The following is a 19,274-nucleotide window of genomic DNA, read 5'->3' as shown; positions in this document are numbered from 1 at the left end:
CAGAATTTAAATGTTTTGGCAACGTAGCAGTGTAGGGGACGGAATCGATTCTGAAGAAGCGTAGCGTTCGCGTTTGCAAACCAATTTTAAACCTTTGAAAACAACAATTAGGGAAATTTGGAGGCAATGGCGATCGGAAGAACGAGCCGTCACCGGAACGTCACTCGTGCAACCTTAATATAAATTTTACTTGGAGGTGAATCCCTCATATTGAGGGAAATCATTGGACGGAATAATAGCCTTAAACTTATTTTTAGTAGCCGTATTTATAGGACTGACCGCCTTTTTCGTTGGAGCGGAATTTGCAATTCTGAAAGTACGGATGTCCCGAATAGATCAGTTGATCTTGGAAGGGAACAAAAAAGCGGTACTGGCCAAAAAAGTGGCTCACAATCTGGATTATTATCTATCTGCGTGTCAATTGGGTATCACGATCACAGCACTGGTATTGGGTGCGTTGGGTGAACCCACTGTTGAGAAAATGCTGCATCCGCTGTTTGAGCGATTAGAAGTCCCAGCGGCGTTGTCTACGGTACTTTCGTACGGGATTGCCTTGGCAATCATTACGTTCCTGCATGTGGTTATCGGTGAATTGGCACCGAAAACACTGGCGATCCAGTTTGCAGAGAAGATGACACTATTGCTTGCACCACCGCTGTATTGGTTTGGTAAGATCATGAATCCGTTCATCTACGCGCTGAATGGGGCTGCCCGTCTATTGCTTGGCATCTTCGGTATAAAACCAGCCGGTCACGATACGGTTCACTCCGAAGAGGAACTGAAGCTGATTATGGCGCAGAGTTATGAGAGTGGAGAAATTAATCAGACAGAGCTGGACTACCTCAAAAACATTTTTGCTTTTGATGAGCGTTTGCTTCAGGAGATTATGATCCGCAAAGAAAAAATCGTTACGCTGGACAAAGAAATGCCGCTGGAACGTATGATCGAGGTTCTAAAGCAGCATGAATATACACGTTTTCCTGTGATCGAAAAAGGAAATCAGGATCACTTCGTTGGATTTATTCATACAAAGGAAATGCTTACGAGTGTTGCCGCAGGCCGGGCTTTCAACATGGATACGTTTGTACACGACATGTTGAAATTTTCGGAGTTATCGCCGATTAAGGATGTCTTGGTCCAGATGCAGCAAAGTCGTTCCCATATCGCATCAGTGCATAATGCAGAAGGGGAAACAGTTGGTCTGGTTACGATGGAGGATATTCTTGAAGAAATTGTTGGGGATATCAAGGATGAGTATGATGGCAAAGATCTGGTTCAACCGTCTAAGCGATTAAAATTAACTAAAGCGTAATACGAAGTTTCAAGGATTGATGTTGTGTGGTGGCAAGCAATTGAATAAGATTTAAGGAAAACAGGTTTCCGAGTGATCGGGGCCTGTTTTTTTGTCGATCTCAGTATACTCAGGCGGAATTCAGCAGGTTAAAAAGCATATATCTTAACTTCAAAACAAAAGCTTGCATATTTAGTTCCAATGGATTAATATAAATTTAAAGAATCTTAATTTAAAGATAAATAACAAAAAGCGATGCATAACAAACTGCTAAATATAACAACGATACAAATAAAACCAAGGGAGTGAAGATTATGTTCAGAACTTCAGGAATCCATCACGTTACGGCTTTTGTAGATGATGCACAGAAAAATGTTGATTTTTACGCAGGTGTATTGGCACTGAGACTGGTGAAAAAAACGATTAACTTTGATGCACCGGATGTGTACCATCTGTATTATGGCAATGAGGATGGCGCACCAGGTACTATTATCACCTTTTTCCCTCAACAAAATGCCAGAAGAGGTGTCATCGGTGCAGGACAGACTGGCGTAACCGTATATGCGATTCCGGTGGGTAGTCTGCCATTCTGGAAAGAACGTCTGACATCCTTCGATATTCCATTTGAAAATAAAACAAGATTTGGTGAGCAGTACATTCGCTTCTTCGATAAAGGGGGTCTCTTGCTCGAATTGGTCGAGCGTGATGGAGGCCAGCCAAGTCAGTGGGCATTCAACGGTGTGCAGTCTGAACATGCCATCAAAGGTTTTGGTGGAGCTGTACTATTCAGCCATGTACCTGACAAAACAACGGATGTGCTGACAACGATGCTCGGTCTGGAGCAGGTAGGAGAAGAGGATGGAATCATTCGTCTGCAGGCGAGTGGTGACATCGGTCAACTCATCGACATTCAATCGACTGGAATCCAGCGGGGAATTGGCGGAGCAGGGACGGTTCACCATATCGCATGGCGTGCAAAAGATGATGTTGAGCACGAACAAATGCAGCAGGAGCTTCAAAAAGCCGGTTATCATCCAACTCCGGTCATTGACCGCCAGTACTTTAACGCTGTGTATTTCCGGGAACCGGGAGGTATACTGTTTGAACTGGCTACTGATCCTCCAGGATTTGCACGGGATGAACCACAGGAGAGCATGGGTGAAAAACTGATGTTGCCTGAATGGTACGAACCACAGCGTGAGCAGATTGAACAGTTGCTGCCACCTATTCAAGTACGTGAATGGAAAGGAGAGTCCAAATCATGAGTACTACTAATACAATGAAACATATTTATAAAGCAGGTTCTCAGCCAAATGCACCCACCCTTTTGTTGCTGCACGGGACAGGTGGAACGGAGAACGATCTGGTAGGTCTGGCCGAGATGATTGCCCCAGGAGCTGGTATTCTGGGGGTGCGTGGCAACGTATCTGAAAATGGAATGCCCCGTTTCTTCCGCCGTTTGGCGGAAGGGGTGTTTGACGAAGAAGATCTCATTGCACGGACAGCGGAATTGGGTTCATTTGTGGATGCAGCTGCTTTGGAGTATGGCTTTGATCGTGCCAATGTCTTCGCACTGGGCTATTCTAACGGAGCAAACATTGCAGCAAGTCTGATCTTCCATCAGGCTGACGTATTCAAAGGAGCGATTCTGCACCATCCGATGGTACCGCTTCGTGGTTTGGAATTGCCGGACCTGAAAGGGCTGCCTGTATTCATCGGCGCAGGAGAGAACGATCCAATTGTGCCGAAACGTGAAGCGGATGAACTCGCTTCACTTCTAAGTGGAGCAGGTGCAGCATTGCATATGCACTGGGAGCGTCAGGGCCATCAACTAACTCGTACCGAGGCGGAAGCTGCTGCGGCTTGGTTTAAGACTCTGGCTTGAAAAATTTGACTGGCTGCTTAAATACTTCTTTTAAAAGGGATGTCCCGTAGGTCATGTAAATGACGGGGACACCCCTTTTTTGCCGTTTTTAAGGTTTAACGAACCGAGCAGCATGCTACTCGTGCTAATTTCCAACGATCCACTTTTTAATGAATCAGAGCGACACTATGCCTTGTCCTAAAGTATGGAATAATCTATAATCAAGTAATTGATAATCATTTTCAATTAGATTCGGTTTGTTATGACTATGCGTGTAATTAGGAGGGGAAGATGAAGCCTAACCATAGCTCACATTCTTTTGGTTCAAGTGCCTTTATTCAGACCCGGGATGGTCGCAAACTACATTATATGTCCAGAGGAACAGGCGATCTGACAGTTGTATTTGAGTCCGGTATGGGCTTCTCACGATCGACCTGGGGGCTGGTAGCACCTGCAGTTGCTGAATATGCACATGCCGTTGTGTACGACAGGTCGGGGACAGGACGAAGTGAAATTGATTCGTCTCCGCGCAAACTTCGTAGAATAGCAGAAGACCTTGATGATATGCTGACTGCATTGGGACCTGGTCCGTTCATATTAGTAGGGCACAGCTGGGGAGGACCCATTGTACGAGCGGCTGCGGCCTCGAACCTATCACGATTAAGGGGAATCATCCTGGTTGATCCTTCAGACGAGCACTGCCAATTGTACTTTTCCAAAGCAGCCAAATTCAATTTTGCCTTGAACAGTCTCCTAATTCCCCTCATGGCACGTACAGGATTGTACAGATTATTAGGCAGCAGACCTGGAAGTGTACAGCCTGACGATGTTGTCAGGGATCACCGTTCAGAGGATTTCACTGTACAGGCGGCTAAGACTATGGTTGCTGAGTCGAAACCTTTTCTGAATGACTTGGCTTCCTTGCTGGTTACTCCTCTCGATCTTGGTGATTTGGAAGTCAGCATCATATCAGGTACGAAAACGGGCATGGGAGAACGTAAAATAAGACCCGCTATTATCGAGGCACACCGCCGGACTGTGAGTACTTTAACGAATGGAAAATGGATCGGAGCCGATCAATCCAGCCATATGGTTATGTTTACAGATCCCCAGGTCATTGTTGATGAAATATTGCGAATGATAAATGATGCGAGCTCAGGCGCAAGAACAGAACAAAAGTGATACAATAAAAAGAAAAAGCAATGCTTGCATTGCCAACCAAGATAAGCGGAGTGTGGATAAGAGATGAAACCAGTGGAACAAGAACCAACGGGAACTGCCAATCCCGGCCGTACCGGTGTTGGCATGGAAGATATCGTGCGCGCACATCATGTGCTGCGTGAAGTCATTGTAAGAACACCGTTGCAGCGGGATGCTGTATTGTCGGCCAAATATAACTGTAATGTGTATCTTAAACGGGAAGATCTACAGGTGGTACGTTCGTTTAAAATTCGTGGAGCTTACAACATGATTCGTAGTCTGACTCCGGCTCAACTGGAGAAAGGCATTGTCTGCGCGAGCGCAGGTAACCATGCGCAGGGCGTTGCTTTTTCCTGTAACGCGCTTAGCATTCACGGGAAAATCTTCATGCCAAGCACAACTCCTAACCAGAAGGTGAAACAGGTACGTCGATTTGGTGGAGATAATGTTGAAGTTGTGCTGACAGGTGATACGTATGACGATGCTTATGAAGAAGCTATGCGTGCGTGTAATGAACAGGGTATGACGTTTATCCATCCGTTCGACCAGCCGAAGATCATTGCAGGTAATGGTACGGTGGCGATGGAAATCATGGAGAGTCTGGATGAAAAAGCGGATTATGTATTCGTCACAATCGGTGGTGGCGGCCTGGCTGCCGGTGTTGGAACCTACATGAAGACGGTTAGCCCGGAAACACGTATCATTGGCGTAGAACCACTTGGCGCGGCTTCCATGAGTGAGGCCATGTTCCGTAAGCAGGTTGTCACGTTGGATGATATTGATAAATTCGTGGATGGTGCTGCGGTGAAACGTGTTGGTGACCTGACCTTCGACATCTGTAGTGAAACGTTGGATGACATTGTGAAGGTGCCTGAGGGCAAAGCCTGCACCACCATTTTGGAGCTATATAATGAAAATGCGATTGTTGTAGAGCCTGCCGGTTCTCTGGCGGTTGCTGCACTCGAGCAGTATCGCGAACAGATTGCGGGCAAGACGGTTGTCTGTGTGATCAGCGGCGGCAACAATGATATCGATCGGATGCAGGAAATCAAAGAACGTTCGTTGATCTACGAAGGTTTGAAATATTATTTCATGGTCAATTTCCCACAACGTGCGGGAGCTTTGCGTGAATTCCTTGTGGAAGTATTGGGACCCAATGACGACATTGCCCGTTTTGAATATACGAAGAAGCATGATAAGGAAAATGGACCTGCTTTGGTGGGCATCGAGTTGATGTACAAGGAAGATTACCAGCCGCTGATTGAACGTATGAATCGTAAAGGTCTCGCGTATACCGAGCTGAACAAAAATCTCAATCTGTTCAACATGTTAATCTGATGAATCATTCCAATGTGAAGTCGGACCGTAGTGAGGCGCAGCCTCTGTTGAGACCTGCTCGCATAGAAGATGCGGCACAAGTCATTCCTCTGCTTTATCAGGCGATTGGTGATATTGCCTATGCGCTGGCGGGTGAAGGTGAGCATGAGAAAGCGATGCAGATTTTGCAGCAATTTTACGCGCAGGAAGACAATCGGATCAGTTATCGCAATATAACGGTAATGGAGCAGAACGAACAGGTCGCTGGAATACTGGTAGCGTATGATGGCGGTGAAGCAGATCTTCTGGATCAGCCAATACTGGATCGGCCTGGTCGGAGTACAGATGAGAAATATACGTTGGTCAAAGAAACACGTCCCGGGGAGTATTATCTAGATACTCTATCCGTAAGCGAAGCGTATCAGGGACAGGGTATCGGCAAGGCATTGATGGCTGCTTTTGAGCAGCAGGGCAGGGAACTGGGACACTCCCAGGTGTCCCTCATTGTTGAACGTGACAATGGCCGTGCCTTGATGTTGTACGAACGCCAGGGCTATATCAAGGATGAAGTAATTGTCATTGCTGGACATGAGTATAACCATATGGTCAAGCCAATTCTGTAGTTCATGCATCCGAATTAGCCTGGTGTAGGAGATTCAATTCAAATTCAATTCATCGATAGAATCCACAAAGAAAACCGACATGGGAGCAAATCCTATGTCGGTTTTCTTTGTGTGCTTTATGTGCCTTTAGGTGATTAATACCATGCATTATTAATAGCCGGCATCGGCCCCGTTCGGAACGTTCTGTTCCAGCCATTTCTCCACCGCAGCTGTTTTCTCATACTTCGCTTCTTTAACCACACCCATAAAGGCATCCAGCTTGGTGAGGAATTCACTATCCACGGATGCAAGACGCTGCAAGACGCCGTTGTAGCCTCTTTGAGCATTCGCAACCATTTTGTTCGTTTCATAATCAAACAGCGGTGTGTTGTTCAGCCCATAAAAGGTATACAGGGTATAACTGTTCAACAGATCCTGCACCTGCTTGGCCCGATTCGACTTCGGATAAAGTTCCAGGAATCTTTCCTGACTGAGTGCCCGAAGGAGAATTTCCTGATAGCCAATGACCAGTGCTCCGTCATCCGCAGGCAGGTTTTTCGTTTCCTTCGTCATGATGAAGATGTAGCTTGAAATATCCTCTGTAATATCAGAGGTATATTTCACGAGTGCCGCATAATTCATAATGGGATAGAGGGAGCCTTCCAGCATAACGAGGCGATAGCCGCTGTCACGGGCTTCTTTTAACAGTACACGCAGATCGGATTCCTGGGTACGCCCCATGAGTTTGGTGAAGCTGTCGTTCGTTTGGTATGCCTTGAGCATCTTGTCCTGAACGTTAGGAACAAGCAAACGGTCCGTCATGGCGGTTAGAGCCTTCAGACGTGCATTCTCCAACTGAAGCACCATCAGGGTGGCGTGATGCTTTGTTACTTTTTTGATATTGGATTCCAGAAAGGTGTCAGCGGCGGGTAAGTCGTTCTTTTTTTTGAGCATGGACTGAAATGTTTTATATATGGCGGTTGAACTGCTGGTGGTTACTTTGGTATCCGGGCTTGAAGGAGCGGCAGTAGCAACTCCAGATGTAGCTGCGGTTCCTGTGAAAATTGCAGCAATGGCAAGGAATGTGAGGAAGAATCGCATCCCTTTGCGTTGTCCATATAAATACGATGATGTCATCTGTGTGAACCTCCCGTAATTTTAAAAATAATAGGTTGTTATTCACTATACATTAAACGAATTTGGGAAGGATGTTGTTGCGGAATAATGACAAATTCTTCTGTTATTTTTAACCTTTGGAGGGTAGATGGTATAAGGACATTTCTGCGAAAATATTTTTTGTGGGATTGGAAACTTTTACTGATGTTCATACGTCTTAGATGTGCACAGGAAATTACAGGAATAAAATGAAATTCAACAACGATCACATTTTAACTTAAATAATGAAGAGAATGGGGATATTGGATATGAGAAAAGCTGGAGGACGTCAAGTGAAAAAGGTGATGTCAGCACTGGCCGTATCGGCCATGTTAATGTCTGCACTTCCAACGTCAGTTATGGATGCAGCTGCAAGAATCAGCATTTATATTAACGACGCGGAGTTATCCTCTGCACAGGCTCCTGTCATGAAAGGTGGACGTGTACTGGTTCCATTGCGCTCCATTTTTGAAGGATTGGATGCAACAGTAGAGTACACCAACAGAACTAAAACCATTAAGGCTAGCCGGGGTGACCAAGAAGTCTCGCTGACGCTGGGTTCCAAAACGGCTTACATCAACGGCGAAGCGATCGCACTGGATGTGCCAGCGAACACCATCAAAGGAAATACAATGGTTCCGATTCGTTTTGTCAGTGAAGCTTTTGGAGAGAAAGTATTCTGGAATTCCCGTAATCAGCGGGTAGATATCAAAACAACGTCCACTCCTCCTGTGGATGAGACGCAATATGCAGCATGGAATATTTACGGTGCTGTGTCAGGAAGCAATGGGGATGGTCGTGACCTGACCGTAAGCTTCACACGTCCGACGTCCGAGAAGGCTGTGTCGGCATATCGGATTATGCTGGTAAAAACACGTGATGTGAACAGCTTTACTGAGTCTGCGGCATCGGCTGTGCCTGCTTCGAACTATACATCCGTTACTCCAAATGGTAGTAACCCTAGACTGACACTTAATGCACAGACCCGTGACGTTAACGGGGATCTGTTGAATTCTAATGAAACATATCGTTTATATGTACTCACGGTGGGAAATAGCAACAACAGCTACAAAAATCTGCTGGCGTGGTCTTCCCAGTCTTTGAAATTAAACAATGTGAAAACGACGGTTCAACCTGTCACAGGTCTGCGGATCGCAGATATCAGTGACTATGGCGATGGACGTGACTTGGAAATTAACTTCACACAGCCGAGTACCACATCCAATATTACGTATTACCGTGCTTTTGTAGTTAAGGCGAAAGACGCTTCTTCATTCAATCTAACTACAGCAAATAATGTGTCCAGTTCGAATTCAACCATTATTTACAAAGGTAACAGCACAGCGGTCAAAACCCAGTTAAGTTCCTCGACACGTGATACATCGGGGGAATTGATCAAAAACGGCACATCCTATGTCGTCTACATTGTATCTGTGAGCTCCAATGCGGCAACAGCAGACAATAAACTGTCCACAGTATCATCTTCACTTACGCTGGGCGTAAACACAGCAACGGCACCAGTTATCACATCTGTGAGAGATAATTCGGATTATGGAGACGGTCGTGACATTCAGGTGAGCTTCAACCGTTCATCCGATGAGTCCAAAGTTGCTAATTATCGAATTTTTGTAGTGCGGAACTCGGTATCCAGCAGCTTTAATCTGACTACGGCGAGCAATCTGTCTTCCAGCTTGTACTATAACGTGAACAAAACAGGCAACAACATTACAACAACACTGCCATCCTCCATGAAGGACACAAGTGGTTATAACGTAACGAATTTACAGGATTATCGGATCTACGTTATGGCTGTAGGCAACCAGCAGAATGGATATACCAATGCGCTGTCTTCCTCGTCAACGCTGCTGAGACTGACAACGAATAGTAATGCTGGAGTTGCAAGCAACATTGGTGTGGCTGATGTGAGTGACTACAACGATGGACGTGACCTGAAGGTTTCGTTTAATAGAGCTTCGGATGAAACTAACGTTTCAGCGTATCGGGTATATGTGGTACGTTCTGCTTATGCAGGCAGCTTCACACTGAGCGCGGCTAACGCATCGAACAATTATTATCAGGTGAGCAAAACGGGTGGAAATCAGTCATTTACTCTTCCGAGCAACGCGGTAGATACTAATGGATCTCGAATCTCTAATGGTGTTTCTTATCGTGTGTTCGTCCTGTCGGTAAGCAATAGCGGCAATTCCAGCCAGAATGCATTGTCATCTTATTCTTCACAAATTACGCTAGTACAGAACTCGACTGTGGCCGCTCCGACCTACGTGAATGCAGCGGACATCGGAGATAATGCAGACGGTAGTGATTTGCAGGTGATATTTAATAGATCGTCTAATGAGACGAATGTTTATCATTACCGTGTTTTCGCAGTCAAAACGGCGAATTTGGGTGGGTTCGATTTGGCAGAAGCAAATCGGAATCCAAACTATAAAGTTGTGAATAAAGCTAGCGGAAGCGGAAATTATACTCTGACTTTAAAGGATGTAAAAGCAACAGATGGTACAGATATTCGCAATGATGAGAACTATCGTATATTTGTGCTTGCAGTAAGCAATACCAGCAACTCTTCCAATGTGCTGTCCACGGCGTATGCTGATATTAAATTGTCTGTAACAAGTGCCGTTGGAAAAGTTAAAATCACTGATGTAGAAGTTAAAAATGAAGAGCAAGCTGCTGGTGATGCAACGGATGTGACTTTGAAATATACTGAACCAGCTTCCAAGGTAGGGATCAGTCGTTATGTTTTAATGATTGCCCCGACTGGAAGCACATTTGATCTAAGTATGGCAAAGAATATTGCATTAGTTAATAATAGTAGATCTGTAGGAATAAATGGAAGTCCAGTTTTACTTTCAAATGCTCTGCTTGACATTAACGGTCAAAATATTGAAGCAGGTAAACCGTATACTGCATATATTTTATCAGAGTCCTCCGACAGCAAACGTGAATCAAGCCTAGATTCAGCTACTTTCAAAATTAATGCTAAAAAACAGTCTCAGGTTCCTGTTGCAACCAATGTAACGGCAACGGCAAGTATTGAAACGGGGATCAATGTAAGTTTCAATATGCCTAGTGGTACGGATGGGATTTCCGGTTATAATTTGTATGTTGTAAAAGCATCGAAAACATCCTTCGATTTAACAAAACCTTCTGGAAACATAAATACTGCCGATAATTTTACGGCGAATTTAGGATTAAATCCAAAAGACTCGGACGGAGCTGATTTGGAAGCAGGAAAGGATTATATCATCTATGTTGTATCTGTAGCTGGTAATCAGACAACTAATAAAAATTCAACTTCCGCAGCATCAAGATCTTTCACAGTGCCGACTTCTAATACAAATCAGGGTGGCACAGGCACACCTAATACTGAGGTAAGCCCAAATGGTAAAGATGGCAATAGCACGAATAATCAAACTTCATCTACAGGTAGTAATTGATTATTAGACTTTAAAGTAGTAGTGAAGCATAAATCAAAAAATTTAATTCTCAGCTTATATGGTTTGAATGATGGATATCTAAATAGTCCACCGTTCAGTGTGAAATAAATAAGTATTTATTAAACAAAGTTTGTTAAAGCCTCCCTTTGGAAAAGTGAAAGGGAGGCTTTAATTTTCGCATGTGAGAACACGTTTATTCTTTATAAAAATCCTGTCACCAAAAGGTTCCTTTGGCTGTTGCTGCAACGAGTCAACCGATGGATAATAGGAGAAAGAAGAGCATGATCCGAAAGGAATGATGGAATGCTTGCATTTCGCTTGACCGGCCTGCCGGATTCCCGGTTGCCTCTGTATCTGTATTGTGTGGGAACACAAGAAGAGAAGGTTCAGTTCAGACCGGATGGATTTCCGGTGTATCAGCTTTTTTTGTTACGCAGTGGCAAGGGGGAATTTAAAGTTCAAGATGAAGGAGTGTGGAATGTGTCGGCGGGTGAACTGTTCGTGCTGGAACCTGGGGTTGCACATGAGTATATTCCGCATTCCAAAACACACGGAGAGCTTGGATATATCGGCATTGGTGGAGAGGCGGCGGGGGCGGTGCTTCGGTCGGCAGGACTGCTGCCGATGGGGCCACTGCGTTTGTCCGAATTTGAAAAGTTTTGGTCACGAGTGACGGCTATCTGGCACTCACTGGACGATGGGATGACTGAAATGTGGAACAGTTCAACGATCATCTACCAGCTTATTCTGGACATATCCCGGTCCATCCTCCCGCTGCATGATGAGACAGGAGAGCGAGAAGCAAGGAATAGGTCGTTAACACGTTCTGAGCGCGAGTCGGAATCGGCAAATGAAGCATTCACCCGAGCTGTGTCACTGATGCAAACGCACTACCAGGATGATCTGCTGCTGAAGCATGTAGCTGAAGCCGTTGGTTATTCGGTGCAGCACCTGAACCGATTATTTCACCAGAGGCATGGGATAACGGGACATCAGTACATGCAGCGATTGCGTTTGCAGAAGGCGTCCGAATGGTTGGACAAGCACCCACAAGCAAGTGTAAGAGAGGCTGCGGAGACAGTTGGTATGGAAGTGAACTACTTTATCCGCATGTATAAGCGAGAGTTCGGAGAGACTCCGGGCAAGGAAATCAAGCATCGCATTCAGCTCAAAATGGAGAAAGACTCTACGGGCCCTGTGGATCATCTATATGAAGTATGACAAGGTCATCCTTTCGGATATGGATTCAGTTTCAAACGAGCTACTGGCCGTAATATAAGGTTACTTATGAGTTATGGTAAGTGATTATCTTTACCTATGCTAGATAAAAAGCATTATGGGGTTTACCTGAAGGGTCTGAAAATAAAAATAGCTGTCGAGAATTTCTCAACAGCTGGTTGGGGGCCATTAGGGCCCCTTTTTTGACACTCGATATTCTATTTCATCACCGAATTGTCGTACTTCATCTTCGCACACCACATAACTGGGATATACCCAATGCTGCTGCCCACAAAGGGCACCAACATCCTTATGCTTTCTTTTGTCCGAAGAGTGGTCTCAACGTAGCCAATCCCACAATCCCGATTACGAGACTAATCCACGGAGCCAGCGTAAATACAGGAAGGCTGTCACGCAGCGGATATCCTACAAATAAGACAAGCACAACGATAACGATATAGATGGCGATTCCGCGAAGATTGACCTGTGGCCTGGCAGTCTTGTCTGCTCCCTGATCATCTGGACGCTCAGCAAGGCGACGAAGCATTTCAACCAGTGCAATACCCCCAACCGCCGCAACGATAAGGGAGAACAGGCTGATATGGCTAAATGGTTCCGTATCTCCACCCGTCCAACCAATAAATAGCCCAACTGCACCTTGAATCAGCATGACAAAAGACAAAGCTGCCCAGGAGATCATGAAGTACCATTTGGGCGTCCGTTTAACTTGATCCTTAGTCTCCGCAGGCTCGGCTTCAACTTCTGCTGCCTTCTTGGCTGAAGTACTGCGTTCATTGGATTTGCTTCCGGAGCCCTGTACGGCCGTACTTGAAGCTCTGGATGAGTCCATATTTGATTCAATAGCAGTTGCAGCCGGATTATTGTCTGCTACTCCTAGTTGTGAATAGATATGTTGTTCCAGATCAGGTCCATATAACTCACGAGCAGGCTTGCCGTCACGCTGAGCTTGTACGATGGATCTTCCAGCAGAGAGAATCCATTCTTCCTGTGTTCTCTCATCTGCAGGTGATTGACGCGCAATGGTGCTGATCTGGTCAAACAGTTTTACATGTTCCGGTGTCATTTTACTCATTTCGGTCATTTGCCGATTCTGTATTTCTTTCAACTTCTTATAGGAAATCCCCAATGATTGCTCCCCCTGTCTACACACGTTCTGATCCCCGGTGAATCTGGAGACCCTGACGGTATTTTAGTATACGGGAAGGGCTCTCGTTTCGCAAAGTCATTCCTTATAAAACAACTGTTTACGATTCGACCACAGCCCTGCGCAGGCCAGAATGACACATGTGCATAGCAGCACTATTTTTCCGTGACTACGAATCCATTCCAAGATGTGTTCCATGAATTCAACCCTTTCGCCAGAAGGAATCGGAGGCAAATGTTGGCTATGATATATGGCTTAGGTTCTCCGTGGTTTGACGTTAATATGCGTAAGTGCTCATCCAGTTCTAACGATTGTGTGAAGAATGAATAAAGTACAGCCGATTCCACCACAATAGTAGCATTTCCAACAGAAACCAGGGATTGGAGTGTGGCAGGGATGGATCAACAAACAGAACAATTAACAAGGAAGCTGCTGCTAAACAGCAACTCCCGTGGAGTAACGGATGAGGTTGTGCCAATGGAGGAGACGTTGGAGGATGCGGAGTATGCGGAAGAGTATTCAGAAGGAACCTTTCAATCAGGGAGCTTCTGGGGGAGCTCGAATTCGGTTCATGAACATGAATGGCAGGGTCGAGTGGAGACCCATGAGATGTTCCGTCGCAGTTATGAGTAGTGGCTTTAAGTATTAGAAATGATTCGAGTCAGCTGTGGTCAGCTTGGCTCATTTTTTTTGCGGAATTACCGATAAAATGTAGACAAGGTACGTCTGGAAATAGACATTTCCTCACGTTGACTTGAGGTTCACAGGATGATAATATACTAATATCATCTTAATACACATTAAACTTATCGGATTTATATATAATTAACAAAGTGAACATGAGCAGGGAAGAATGGAAAGGGGAAATAGGCATGGAGCGTCAGATCAGTATTCGTCATGGGCAGGAAGAATTAACAGCCACGATTCATTATCCGGTCGTTAAAGACATCAAGGAGGGAAATCACCAACAGCGCGTGCCTCTTGCTGTCATCTGCCATGGATTCGTAGGAAGTCGGATCGGTGTAGATCGTCTGTTTGTGAAGACCGCCCGTGAGCTGGCCGAAGATGGGTATTTGGTGCTGCGCTTCGATTACATCGGCTGCGGGGAGAGCAGCGGTGAGTATGGAGCTGAAGGACTTGAATCCATGATTACCCAAACACGTTCTGTGCTGGACTATGCGGTAAATTGCAGTGATGTAGATCCAACCCGTGTAACGCTGATTGGTCATAGTCTGGGTGGAGCTGTTGCTCTGCTGACTGCTGTCCGCGACAAACGAGTTAAGAATCTCGTCATGTGGTCATCAGTGGGATATCCGTTCAACGATATTGTGAAGATTACCGGACGTGATGTGTACGATGAAGGGGTGAAACTGGGGTCTGCTGATTATCTTGGCTACAAGTTTACACCAGCATTCTTTGAATCACTGGCTGAACATCAGCCTTACCAGGAAGCCGTTAAATTTAACGGAGATGTTCTGGTGGTGCACGGCACGTCGGATGAGATCATTCCTGTCGATTACGCATTCCTGTATCAAAAGGTATTCTGGATGCGCCAGGAAGGCCGCTGCGACAAGGAGATTATTTTCCAGGGCGATCATACCTTCTCTTCCGGTAAAGAGCGTGAACAGCTGATTACGCGTACGAGAGAATGGCTAGGAGAGCGTCAGAAGATTGAACAGGATTGGCAGCACTGGATGATCTAAGAGGGCTAAATATCAATCTCTATGATTAGGCTGGAGCATTCTATAGCCAACATGGATCGGTCCATAAGGTAACATGCGCGTCCATATTGCATCTGATTGGGATGTTAGCTTGGAAAAGCGCCTTCTTCGGGGTAAAATAGAAGGGTAAGCATCCTATCCGTGTCTGGAGGTTGGCAGCAATGACATTACCCGCACTATTCATTGCGCATGGTTCTCCCGCTCTGGCGGTGGAGAGCAATGACTACACTCACTTTTTGAACCAGCTTGGAGACAGGCTGCCGGCTCCGAAAGCCATTGTTGTATTTACGGCGCATTGGGATCGTCCCGAACCGTCCGTGACAATGGATGATACACATCAGACCTTGCATGATTTTTACGGATTTCCCTCTAATATGTATACAATGAATTACTCGGCTCCTGGTCAGCCAGACCTTGCGAATGAGATCTGCGCTCTGTTCACTCGTAGTAATCTTCCACATCAACCGGTTCGAGGCCGGGGATTGGATCACGGGGTATGGGTACCGCTGTTACACATGTATCCAGAGGCCAATATTCCTGTTATTGCGGTATCTGTCGACTCGTTGCGTTCCCCGCAGGAACAGTATGATATAGGCCGGATGCTGGAGCAGCTGCGTCATGATAATGTGCTGATCATTGGCAGCGGTGGAACGGTTCATAACTTGCGTATGCTTGGCAGTAATGATGAACCGCCGCAAGACTGGGCAGTGGAATTCGATAACTGGATTGGCGAGCGGCTTGAGCAGTGGAATACGAGAGAGCTGTTTCAGTATGACAAAAAAGCGCCCCATGCCCGCACAGCAGTTCCATCTTATGGAACGGAGCACATTGCGCCTTTGTTCTATGCTATGGGTACGGCCGATATGTCACGATCTGCAAAACGTCTATTCCAGTCGTATCCTTACGGTACGCTCAGTTTAAACTGCTGGCAGTTTGGTGACGGCGTATAACTTGGAACAAACAAGAGTATGTGAACAAGTCTTTGAGTTTTATTTTGCAAATACACCTAGTTCATCGACCAGACAGACTTAGGTTATGAATTAGCTGAACCAAAAAAGGTTTCTGCGGCCAGCGTAATGGGCCTCAGGAACCTTTTTCTATGACTGAGCATTCTGCATTTTAGTATAATCACTTGCGAATCTCAAAAAGCTCACATGCTGTACGCGAGTGATATGCCAGTTCACTTACACTGGACTGAATAACAACGGTATTGCTGTCAAAACGGATAATGACGCCACCAGAATCAATCTGGTGATTATCTTTAAAAACACGAACTTTATGCTTCATTTCCATGGCTTCCTGGAAGTCGGCATTGGTTTCAAGACGGCGCTGGGTTGGCATGTCATGTACTCCTTTAATTGTAATCGATCGATATGTTCATCATAATACGTGTTTCTGTCGATGGGCAAGTCAGTTGACCTACAAGCATATATAAAAAACCAAAAAAAGTCCTGCTCTCCAGGGGGAGGGGAGCAGGACCGGAAAATGTCTATTTAATATTTAGGCTGTTTTGTGTGTATGATTTATCGTTGGTGTATCTTTAGGCTGACTGCCTTTATTGCGAGTGAACAATCCGCGAAGGTAAGGCATTACCCAATGATCCAAACCAATTTTACCAGCATTTGCACCAGCGACTACAAGGAAGATTTCCATCAGAACTAATTGAGCATTCGTGCTTACTGTTCCAGAGAAGAGGAATGCGAAGTTCATGACCATCGCCATCAGTGCTGCGAGTGTTGTAAAGCATCCAAGAATGAGACCCAGACCTACAAGGAATTCACCCAGCGGGATGATGAAGTCGAACAGTCCTGCGTTTGGTACCGCGAAGTTCTCAAGGAATGTTCCCCACCAAGCTTGAACGGTTGGGTTTTCACCCGTTGCTTTTCCTACAGCGCCTGCAAGGAATCCGCCAGCTTGGAATCCACCTGTTAATTTGCCCCATCCGTGTGTCATCCAGTCGTAACCGATATACACCCGAAGTACTGTCAAAATCCACATTGCCACTTTGTTTTCTCTAAGCCATTGGTTGAAGCTGAACATATAAACCACTCCTTCATGGAATTTAGTGTGTGTTGTTTTTTTTTGTTTTTCTAAGTGATCACCTTTGATGTCTTTATTGTATAGTTCAAAAGTCATTCTGTTTGTGATTATTATCACAATCTAGTTCAAATTTTAAGTAAGGTTTGAGAAGTTCACATTTAGGACATATTTTTCATCCTGTCTCAAGTTTCAAACGTGAAATGCGGGGTAGAAAATGCTCTCCTTATCGAAGACAAATGGTGCTGTGTGTGATTAAATGGAAAGAAATACGTGAAATGGTCACTTACATAAGAGCAACTACAGCCTAGATTTCAGCCATATCGTCCAGGAGGTACATATATTGAAGCAACTGAAATGGAACAAACCGACGTCAGTGGCGTCGCTGCTTATTCTGGCCCTGAGTCTGGTCGCTTGCCAGAGTAAGGAGATGGTCCCGATTCCGAAGCCGGAGTCCGTTCCCACACCCGTACAGGAAGAACAAGAAACGGAAGAACCTGCCACATCGCTCTACACAGCACCACTGACGGGTCTGCCTGTTGATGAAGCAATTACGCGCCGTCCGCTGGCAGTTATGATTAACAATGCACCTGCAGCGCGGCCCCAGTCAGGTCTGAGTGCGGCAGATATTATTATTGAAGTGCTCGCTGAGGGAGGTATTACCCGTTTTATTGCCATCTTCCAAAGTGAAGGCGGGGCAGGAACGGTTGGACCCGTGCGCAGTATCCGTCCGTATCTGATCGAGCTTGGTGAGAGTTACGATGGGGTATTGGTTCATGCGGGTGGCAGCCCGGATGCCTATTCTATTTTACAAAAGCAGCAGAAACAGCATATGGATGAGATATCGAATAGCGGCCCTTATTTCTGGCGTTCCTCCGATCGCAAAGCACCGCACAATCTATATACGTCGGCGGACAAGCTGAGAGAAGGCGCGGATACCAAAGGCTATAGTCACGACTTTAAGTCCCCTGTATATACGTATAACGAAGAAGGTGCCACGTCCGCCGGAGAGTTGGTCAAGCAGTTCGATATTCATTATTTATTGGAGAGTTACCGGGTCACGTATGATTATGATGAAGTTAGCGGACGATATATGAGATTGGTGAACGGAAAGGCAGATCAGGATCTGGATAACGGCAATCCCATTGGAGCGGCCAATATTATTGTAGCGGGTGCAGATCACAAGGTGCTCGACAATGTGGGCAGAATTTCCGTTAATTTGGAGCAGGGTGGTGAAGCCATGCTGTTTCAAAAAGGCAAGATGATTCGAGGACAGTGGGTCAAAAAACCAGGTGACATTATTCGATTTGTGCAAAATGGGTCCGAAGTTGCTCTTATTCCTGGCAAGACTTTTATTAGTATCGTTCCGAATCAGCCTGATTTTGCAGGGCACGTCGAAATTGAAAATTAATCCAATTTGAAGAGAAATGTAAACGCAGTGTAAAATTTCATCATCATTTTTCCAGCCATTCCAAATAATTAAGATTCATTTCAGATTTATGTGATAAGAATATAAAAAAGGATCATGCCTTATGTACAAACCGTGAAACATTTATGATAAGATATCAAAGGTTGTCATTTCATGTTTCATCGGTTATCGGCAATTTCTCGTAAAGGGGATAGAGCTATGAAGCTTAAGAAGAAGAAGGATATATTTTTTGAGACACTAGAGAACATGGCAGATACGGTCGTGCAAGCGGCTGATTATTTCTCCCAACATGTTTCCAACCTTCAGGATGTGACTCTTTTTGCCAATGAAATGAAGAAGTACGAGTCCCAGTGTGATGATTATGTGCATACCGTCATTACAGAGCTCAACAAGACATTTATCACGCCGATCGAACGCGATGATATTATGGAACTGACAACAACACTTGATGACGTATTGGACGGGCTTGAAGCAACGGCTTCCCGTTTCTATATGTACCAACTGACTGACCCGGACGAATATATTGTTCAATTCGCTGAAATTTTGCGCCAATCGGCTTACGAAATTCAGAAGGCCATTCATTTGCTGTCTCAGAAAAAATTGCTGGCGATTCGCGAGTACACGATTCGTTTGAACGATCTGGAAAACCAGGGCGACGAAGTGCTGCGCAACTGTATCAAGAACCTTTTTGCTACCGTGCCTGATCCGATTGAATTGATCAAGCGCAAAGAAATCTATGAACGTCTTGAGACGACAACGGATGCTTGTGAACATGTTGCCAATGTGCTTGAATCCATCATCATGCGTAATTCTTAAG

At 45.3% G+C, this 19,274-nt stretch carries 17 protein-coding genes; 13 read left to right on the top strand and 4 right to left on the bottom strand.

The features are described from left to right. Positions 1-223: 223 nt before the first annotated feature. The 6 genes from gpAD87_RS28885 (at position 224) to gpAD87_RS28860 (ending at position 6,295) form a co-directional block, all read left to right on the top strand. Positions 224-1,312 carry a hemolysin family protein gene (locus gpAD87_RS28885; protein ID WP_063568065.1) on the top strand — a complete coding sequence of 363 codons (1,089 nt, stop codon included), beginning with the start codon at positions 224-226 and terminating at the stop codon, positions 1,310-1,312. A gap of 293 nt (positions 1,313-1,605) precedes the next feature. Beyond that, a complete protein-coding gene (locus gpAD87_RS28880; RefSeq protein WP_064642288.1) occupies positions 1,606-2,556 on the top strand; it encodes a ring-cleaving dioxygenase in 951 nt (316 codons plus the stop codon). 14 nt (positions 2,557-2,570) lie between these two features. Further along, the gene (locus gpAD87_RS28875) at positions 2,571-3,176 is read left to right on the top strand and encodes an alpha/beta hydrolase (protein WP_064642918.1); all 606 of its coding nucleotides are present in this window, start codon (positions 2,571-2,573) and stop codon (positions 3,174-3,176) included. A gap of 270 nt (positions 3,177-3,446) precedes the next feature. Then, positions 3,447-4,337: an alpha/beta fold hydrolase gene (locus tag gpAD87_RS28870; RefSeq protein ID WP_064642286.1), complete on the top strand. Its 891-nt coding sequence runs from the start codon at positions 3,447-3,449 to the stop codon at positions 4,335-4,337. Positions 4,338-4,400: 63 nt separating this feature from the next. Further along, a complete protein-coding gene (gene ilvA / locus gpAD87_RS28865) occupies positions 4,401-5,693 on the top strand; it encodes a threonine ammonia-lyase IlvA (protein WP_064642284.1) in 1,293 nt (430 codons plus the stop codon). After that, on the top strand, positions 5,693-6,295 hold the full coding sequence (locus gpAD87_RS28860) for a GNAT family N-acetyltransferase (protein ID WP_157258601.1): 603 nt from the start codon (positions 5,693-5,695) through the stop codon (positions 6,293-6,295). Before ilvA ends, gpAD87_RS28860 begins: the two co-directional genes overlap by 1 nt. A gap of 150 nt (positions 6,296-6,445) precedes the next feature. Here the strand turns inward: gpAD87_RS28860 and gpAD87_RS31650 are convergent, their stop codons facing one another. Then, positions 6,446-7,411: a hypothetical protein gene (locus gpAD87_RS31650; protein WP_082935391.1), complete on the bottom strand. Its 966-nt coding sequence runs from the start codon at positions 7,409-7,411 to the stop codon at positions 6,446-6,448. A gap of 287 nt (positions 7,412-7,698) precedes the next feature. On the opposite strand from gpAD87_RS31650, the gene gpAD87_RS28850 reads away from it, so the two are divergent. Then, complete coding sequence (locus gpAD87_RS28850; RefSeq protein WP_064642282.1) at positions 7,699-10,887, top strand: copper amine oxidase N-terminal domain-containing protein; 3,189 nt, start codon at positions 7,699-7,701, stop codon at positions 10,885-10,887. Between the two features lie 303 nt (positions 10,888-11,190). Further along, the gene (locus gpAD87_RS28845; RefSeq protein WP_064642280.1) at positions 11,191-12,108 is read left to right on the top strand and encodes an AraC family transcriptional regulator; all 918 of its coding nucleotides are present in this window, start codon (positions 11,191-11,193) and stop codon (positions 12,106-12,108) included. A 307-nt stretch (positions 12,109-12,415) separates the two neighbouring features. On the opposite strand, the gene gpAD87_RS31645 is transcribed toward gpAD87_RS28845, so the two are convergent. Continuing rightward, positions 12,416-13,252: a DUF1129 family protein gene (locus gpAD87_RS31645; protein ID WP_082935389.1), complete on the bottom strand. Its 837-nt coding sequence runs from the start codon at positions 13,250-13,252 to the stop codon at positions 12,416-12,418. A gap of 414 nt (positions 13,253-13,666) precedes the next feature. On the opposite strand from gpAD87_RS31645, the gene gpAD87_RS28835 reads away from it, so the two are divergent. The 3 genes from gpAD87_RS28835 (at position 13,667) to gpAD87_RS28825 (ending at position 15,941) form a co-directional block, all read left to right on the top strand. After that, a complete protein-coding gene (locus tag gpAD87_RS28835; RefSeq protein WP_063568072.1) occupies positions 13,667-13,903 on the top strand; it encodes a hypothetical protein in 237 nt (78 codons plus the stop codon). A 239-nt stretch (positions 13,904-14,142) separates the two neighbouring features. Then, positions 14,143-14,973 (top strand): alpha/beta hydrolase, encoded by an 831-nt coding sequence (locus gpAD87_RS28830; protein ID WP_063568073.1) that lies wholly within the window; start codon positions 14,143-14,145, stop codon positions 14,971-14,973. 179 nt (positions 14,974-15,152) lie between these two features. Then, positions 15,153-15,941 (top strand): DODA-type extradiol aromatic ring-opening family dioxygenase, encoded by a 789-nt coding sequence (locus tag gpAD87_RS28825; RefSeq protein ID WP_064642278.1) that lies wholly within the window; start codon positions 15,153-15,155, stop codon positions 15,939-15,941. Positions 15,942-16,119: 178 nt separating this feature from the next. Here the strand turns inward: gpAD87_RS28825 and gpAD87_RS28820 are convergent, their stop codons facing one another. Continuing rightward, complete coding sequence (locus gpAD87_RS28820; protein WP_064642276.1) at positions 16,120-16,332, bottom strand: hypothetical protein; 213 nt, start codon at positions 16,330-16,332, stop codon at positions 16,120-16,122. A gap of 159 nt (positions 16,333-16,491) precedes the next feature. Next, positions 16,492-17,031 (bottom strand): DoxX family protein, encoded by a 540-nt coding sequence (locus gpAD87_RS28815; RefSeq protein WP_064642274.1) that lies wholly within the window; start codon positions 17,029-17,031, stop codon positions 16,492-16,494. Between the two features lie 340 nt (positions 17,032-17,371). Here gpAD87_RS28815 and gpAD87_RS28810 point away from each other — a divergent pair, with 340 nt between their 5' ends. Both gpAD87_RS28810 and gpAD87_RS28805 read left to right on the top strand, forming a co-directional pair. Continuing rightward, positions 17,372-18,439, top strand: coding sequence for a DUF3048 domain-containing protein (locus gpAD87_RS28810; RefSeq protein WP_064642272.1), 1,068 nt, complete (start codon positions 17,372-17,374; stop codon positions 18,437-18,439). A 216-nt stretch (positions 18,440-18,655) separates the two neighbouring features. Beyond that, the gene (locus gpAD87_RS28805) at positions 18,656-19,273 is read left to right on the top strand and encodes a DUF47 domain-containing protein (RefSeq protein WP_063568078.1); all 618 of its coding nucleotides are present in this window, start codon (positions 18,656-18,658) and stop codon (positions 19,271-19,273) included. Position 19,274: the final 1 nt, after the last annotated feature.

The organism is Paenibacillus sp. AD87 (assembly GCF_001659845.1).
Classification (GTDB): Bacteria; Bacillota; Bacilli; order Paenibacillales; family Paenibacillaceae; genus Paenibacillus; species Paenibacillus marchantiae.
This window is presented reverse-complemented; position numbering and strand designations above follow the sequence as displayed.

What these genes read in the sequence shown, in the direction of transcription:
- gpAD87_RS28880 (WP_064642288.1), top strand. Translation starts at nt 1,606, where the DNA reads ATGTTCAGAACTTCAGGAATCCATCACGTTACGGCTTTTGTAGATGAT.
- gpAD87_RS28875 (WP_064642918.1), top strand. Translation starts at nt 2,571, where the DNA reads ATGAAACATATTTATAAAGCAGGTTCTCAGCCAAATGCACCCACCCTT.
- gpAD87_RS28870 (WP_064642286.1), top strand. Translation starts at nt 3,447, where the DNA reads ATGAAGCCTAACCATAGCTCACATTCTTTTGGTTCAAGTGCCTTTATT.
- ilvA (WP_064642284.1), top strand. Translation starts at nt 4,401, where the DNA reads ATGAAACCAGTGGAACAAGAACCAACGGGAACTGCCAATCCCGGCCGT.
- gpAD87_RS28860 (WP_157258601.1), top strand. Translation starts at nt 5,693, where the DNA reads ATGAATCATTCCAATGTGAAGTCGGACCGTAGTGAGGCGCAGCCTCTG.
- gpAD87_RS31650 (WP_082935391.1), bottom strand. Translation starts at nt 7,411, where the DNA reads ATGACATCATCGTATTTATATGGACAACGCAAAGGGATGCGATTCTTC.
- gpAD87_RS28850 (WP_064642282.1), top strand. Translation starts at nt 7,699, where the DNA reads ATGAGAAAAGCTGGAGGACGTCAAGTGAAAAAGGTGATGTCAGCACTG.
- gpAD87_RS28845 (WP_064642280.1), top strand. Translation starts at nt 11,191, where the DNA reads ATGCTTGCATTTCGCTTGACCGGCCTGCCGGATTCCCGGTTGCCTCTG.
- gpAD87_RS28835 (WP_063568072.1), top strand. Translation starts at nt 13,667, where the DNA reads ATGGATCAACAAACAGAACAATTAACAAGGAAGCTGCTGCTAAACAGC.
- gpAD87_RS28830 (WP_063568073.1), top strand. Translation starts at nt 14,143, where the DNA reads ATGGAGCGTCAGATCAGTATTCGTCATGGGCAGGAAGAATTAACAGCC.
- gpAD87_RS28825 (WP_064642278.1), top strand. Translation starts at nt 15,153, where the DNA reads ATGACATTACCCGCACTATTCATTGCGCATGGTTCTCCCGCTCTGGCG.
- gpAD87_RS28820 (WP_064642276.1), bottom strand. Translation starts at nt 16,332, where the DNA reads ATGCCAACCCAGCGCCGTCTTGAAACCAATGCCGACTTCCAGGAAGCC.
- gpAD87_RS28815 (WP_064642274.1), bottom strand. Translation starts at nt 17,031, where the DNA reads ATGTTCAGCTTCAACCAATGGCTTAGAGAAAACAAAGTGGCAATGTGG.
- gpAD87_RS28805 (WP_063568078.1), top strand. Translation starts at nt 18,656, where the DNA reads ATGAAGCTTAAGAAGAAGAAGGATATATTTTTTGAGACACTAGAGAAC.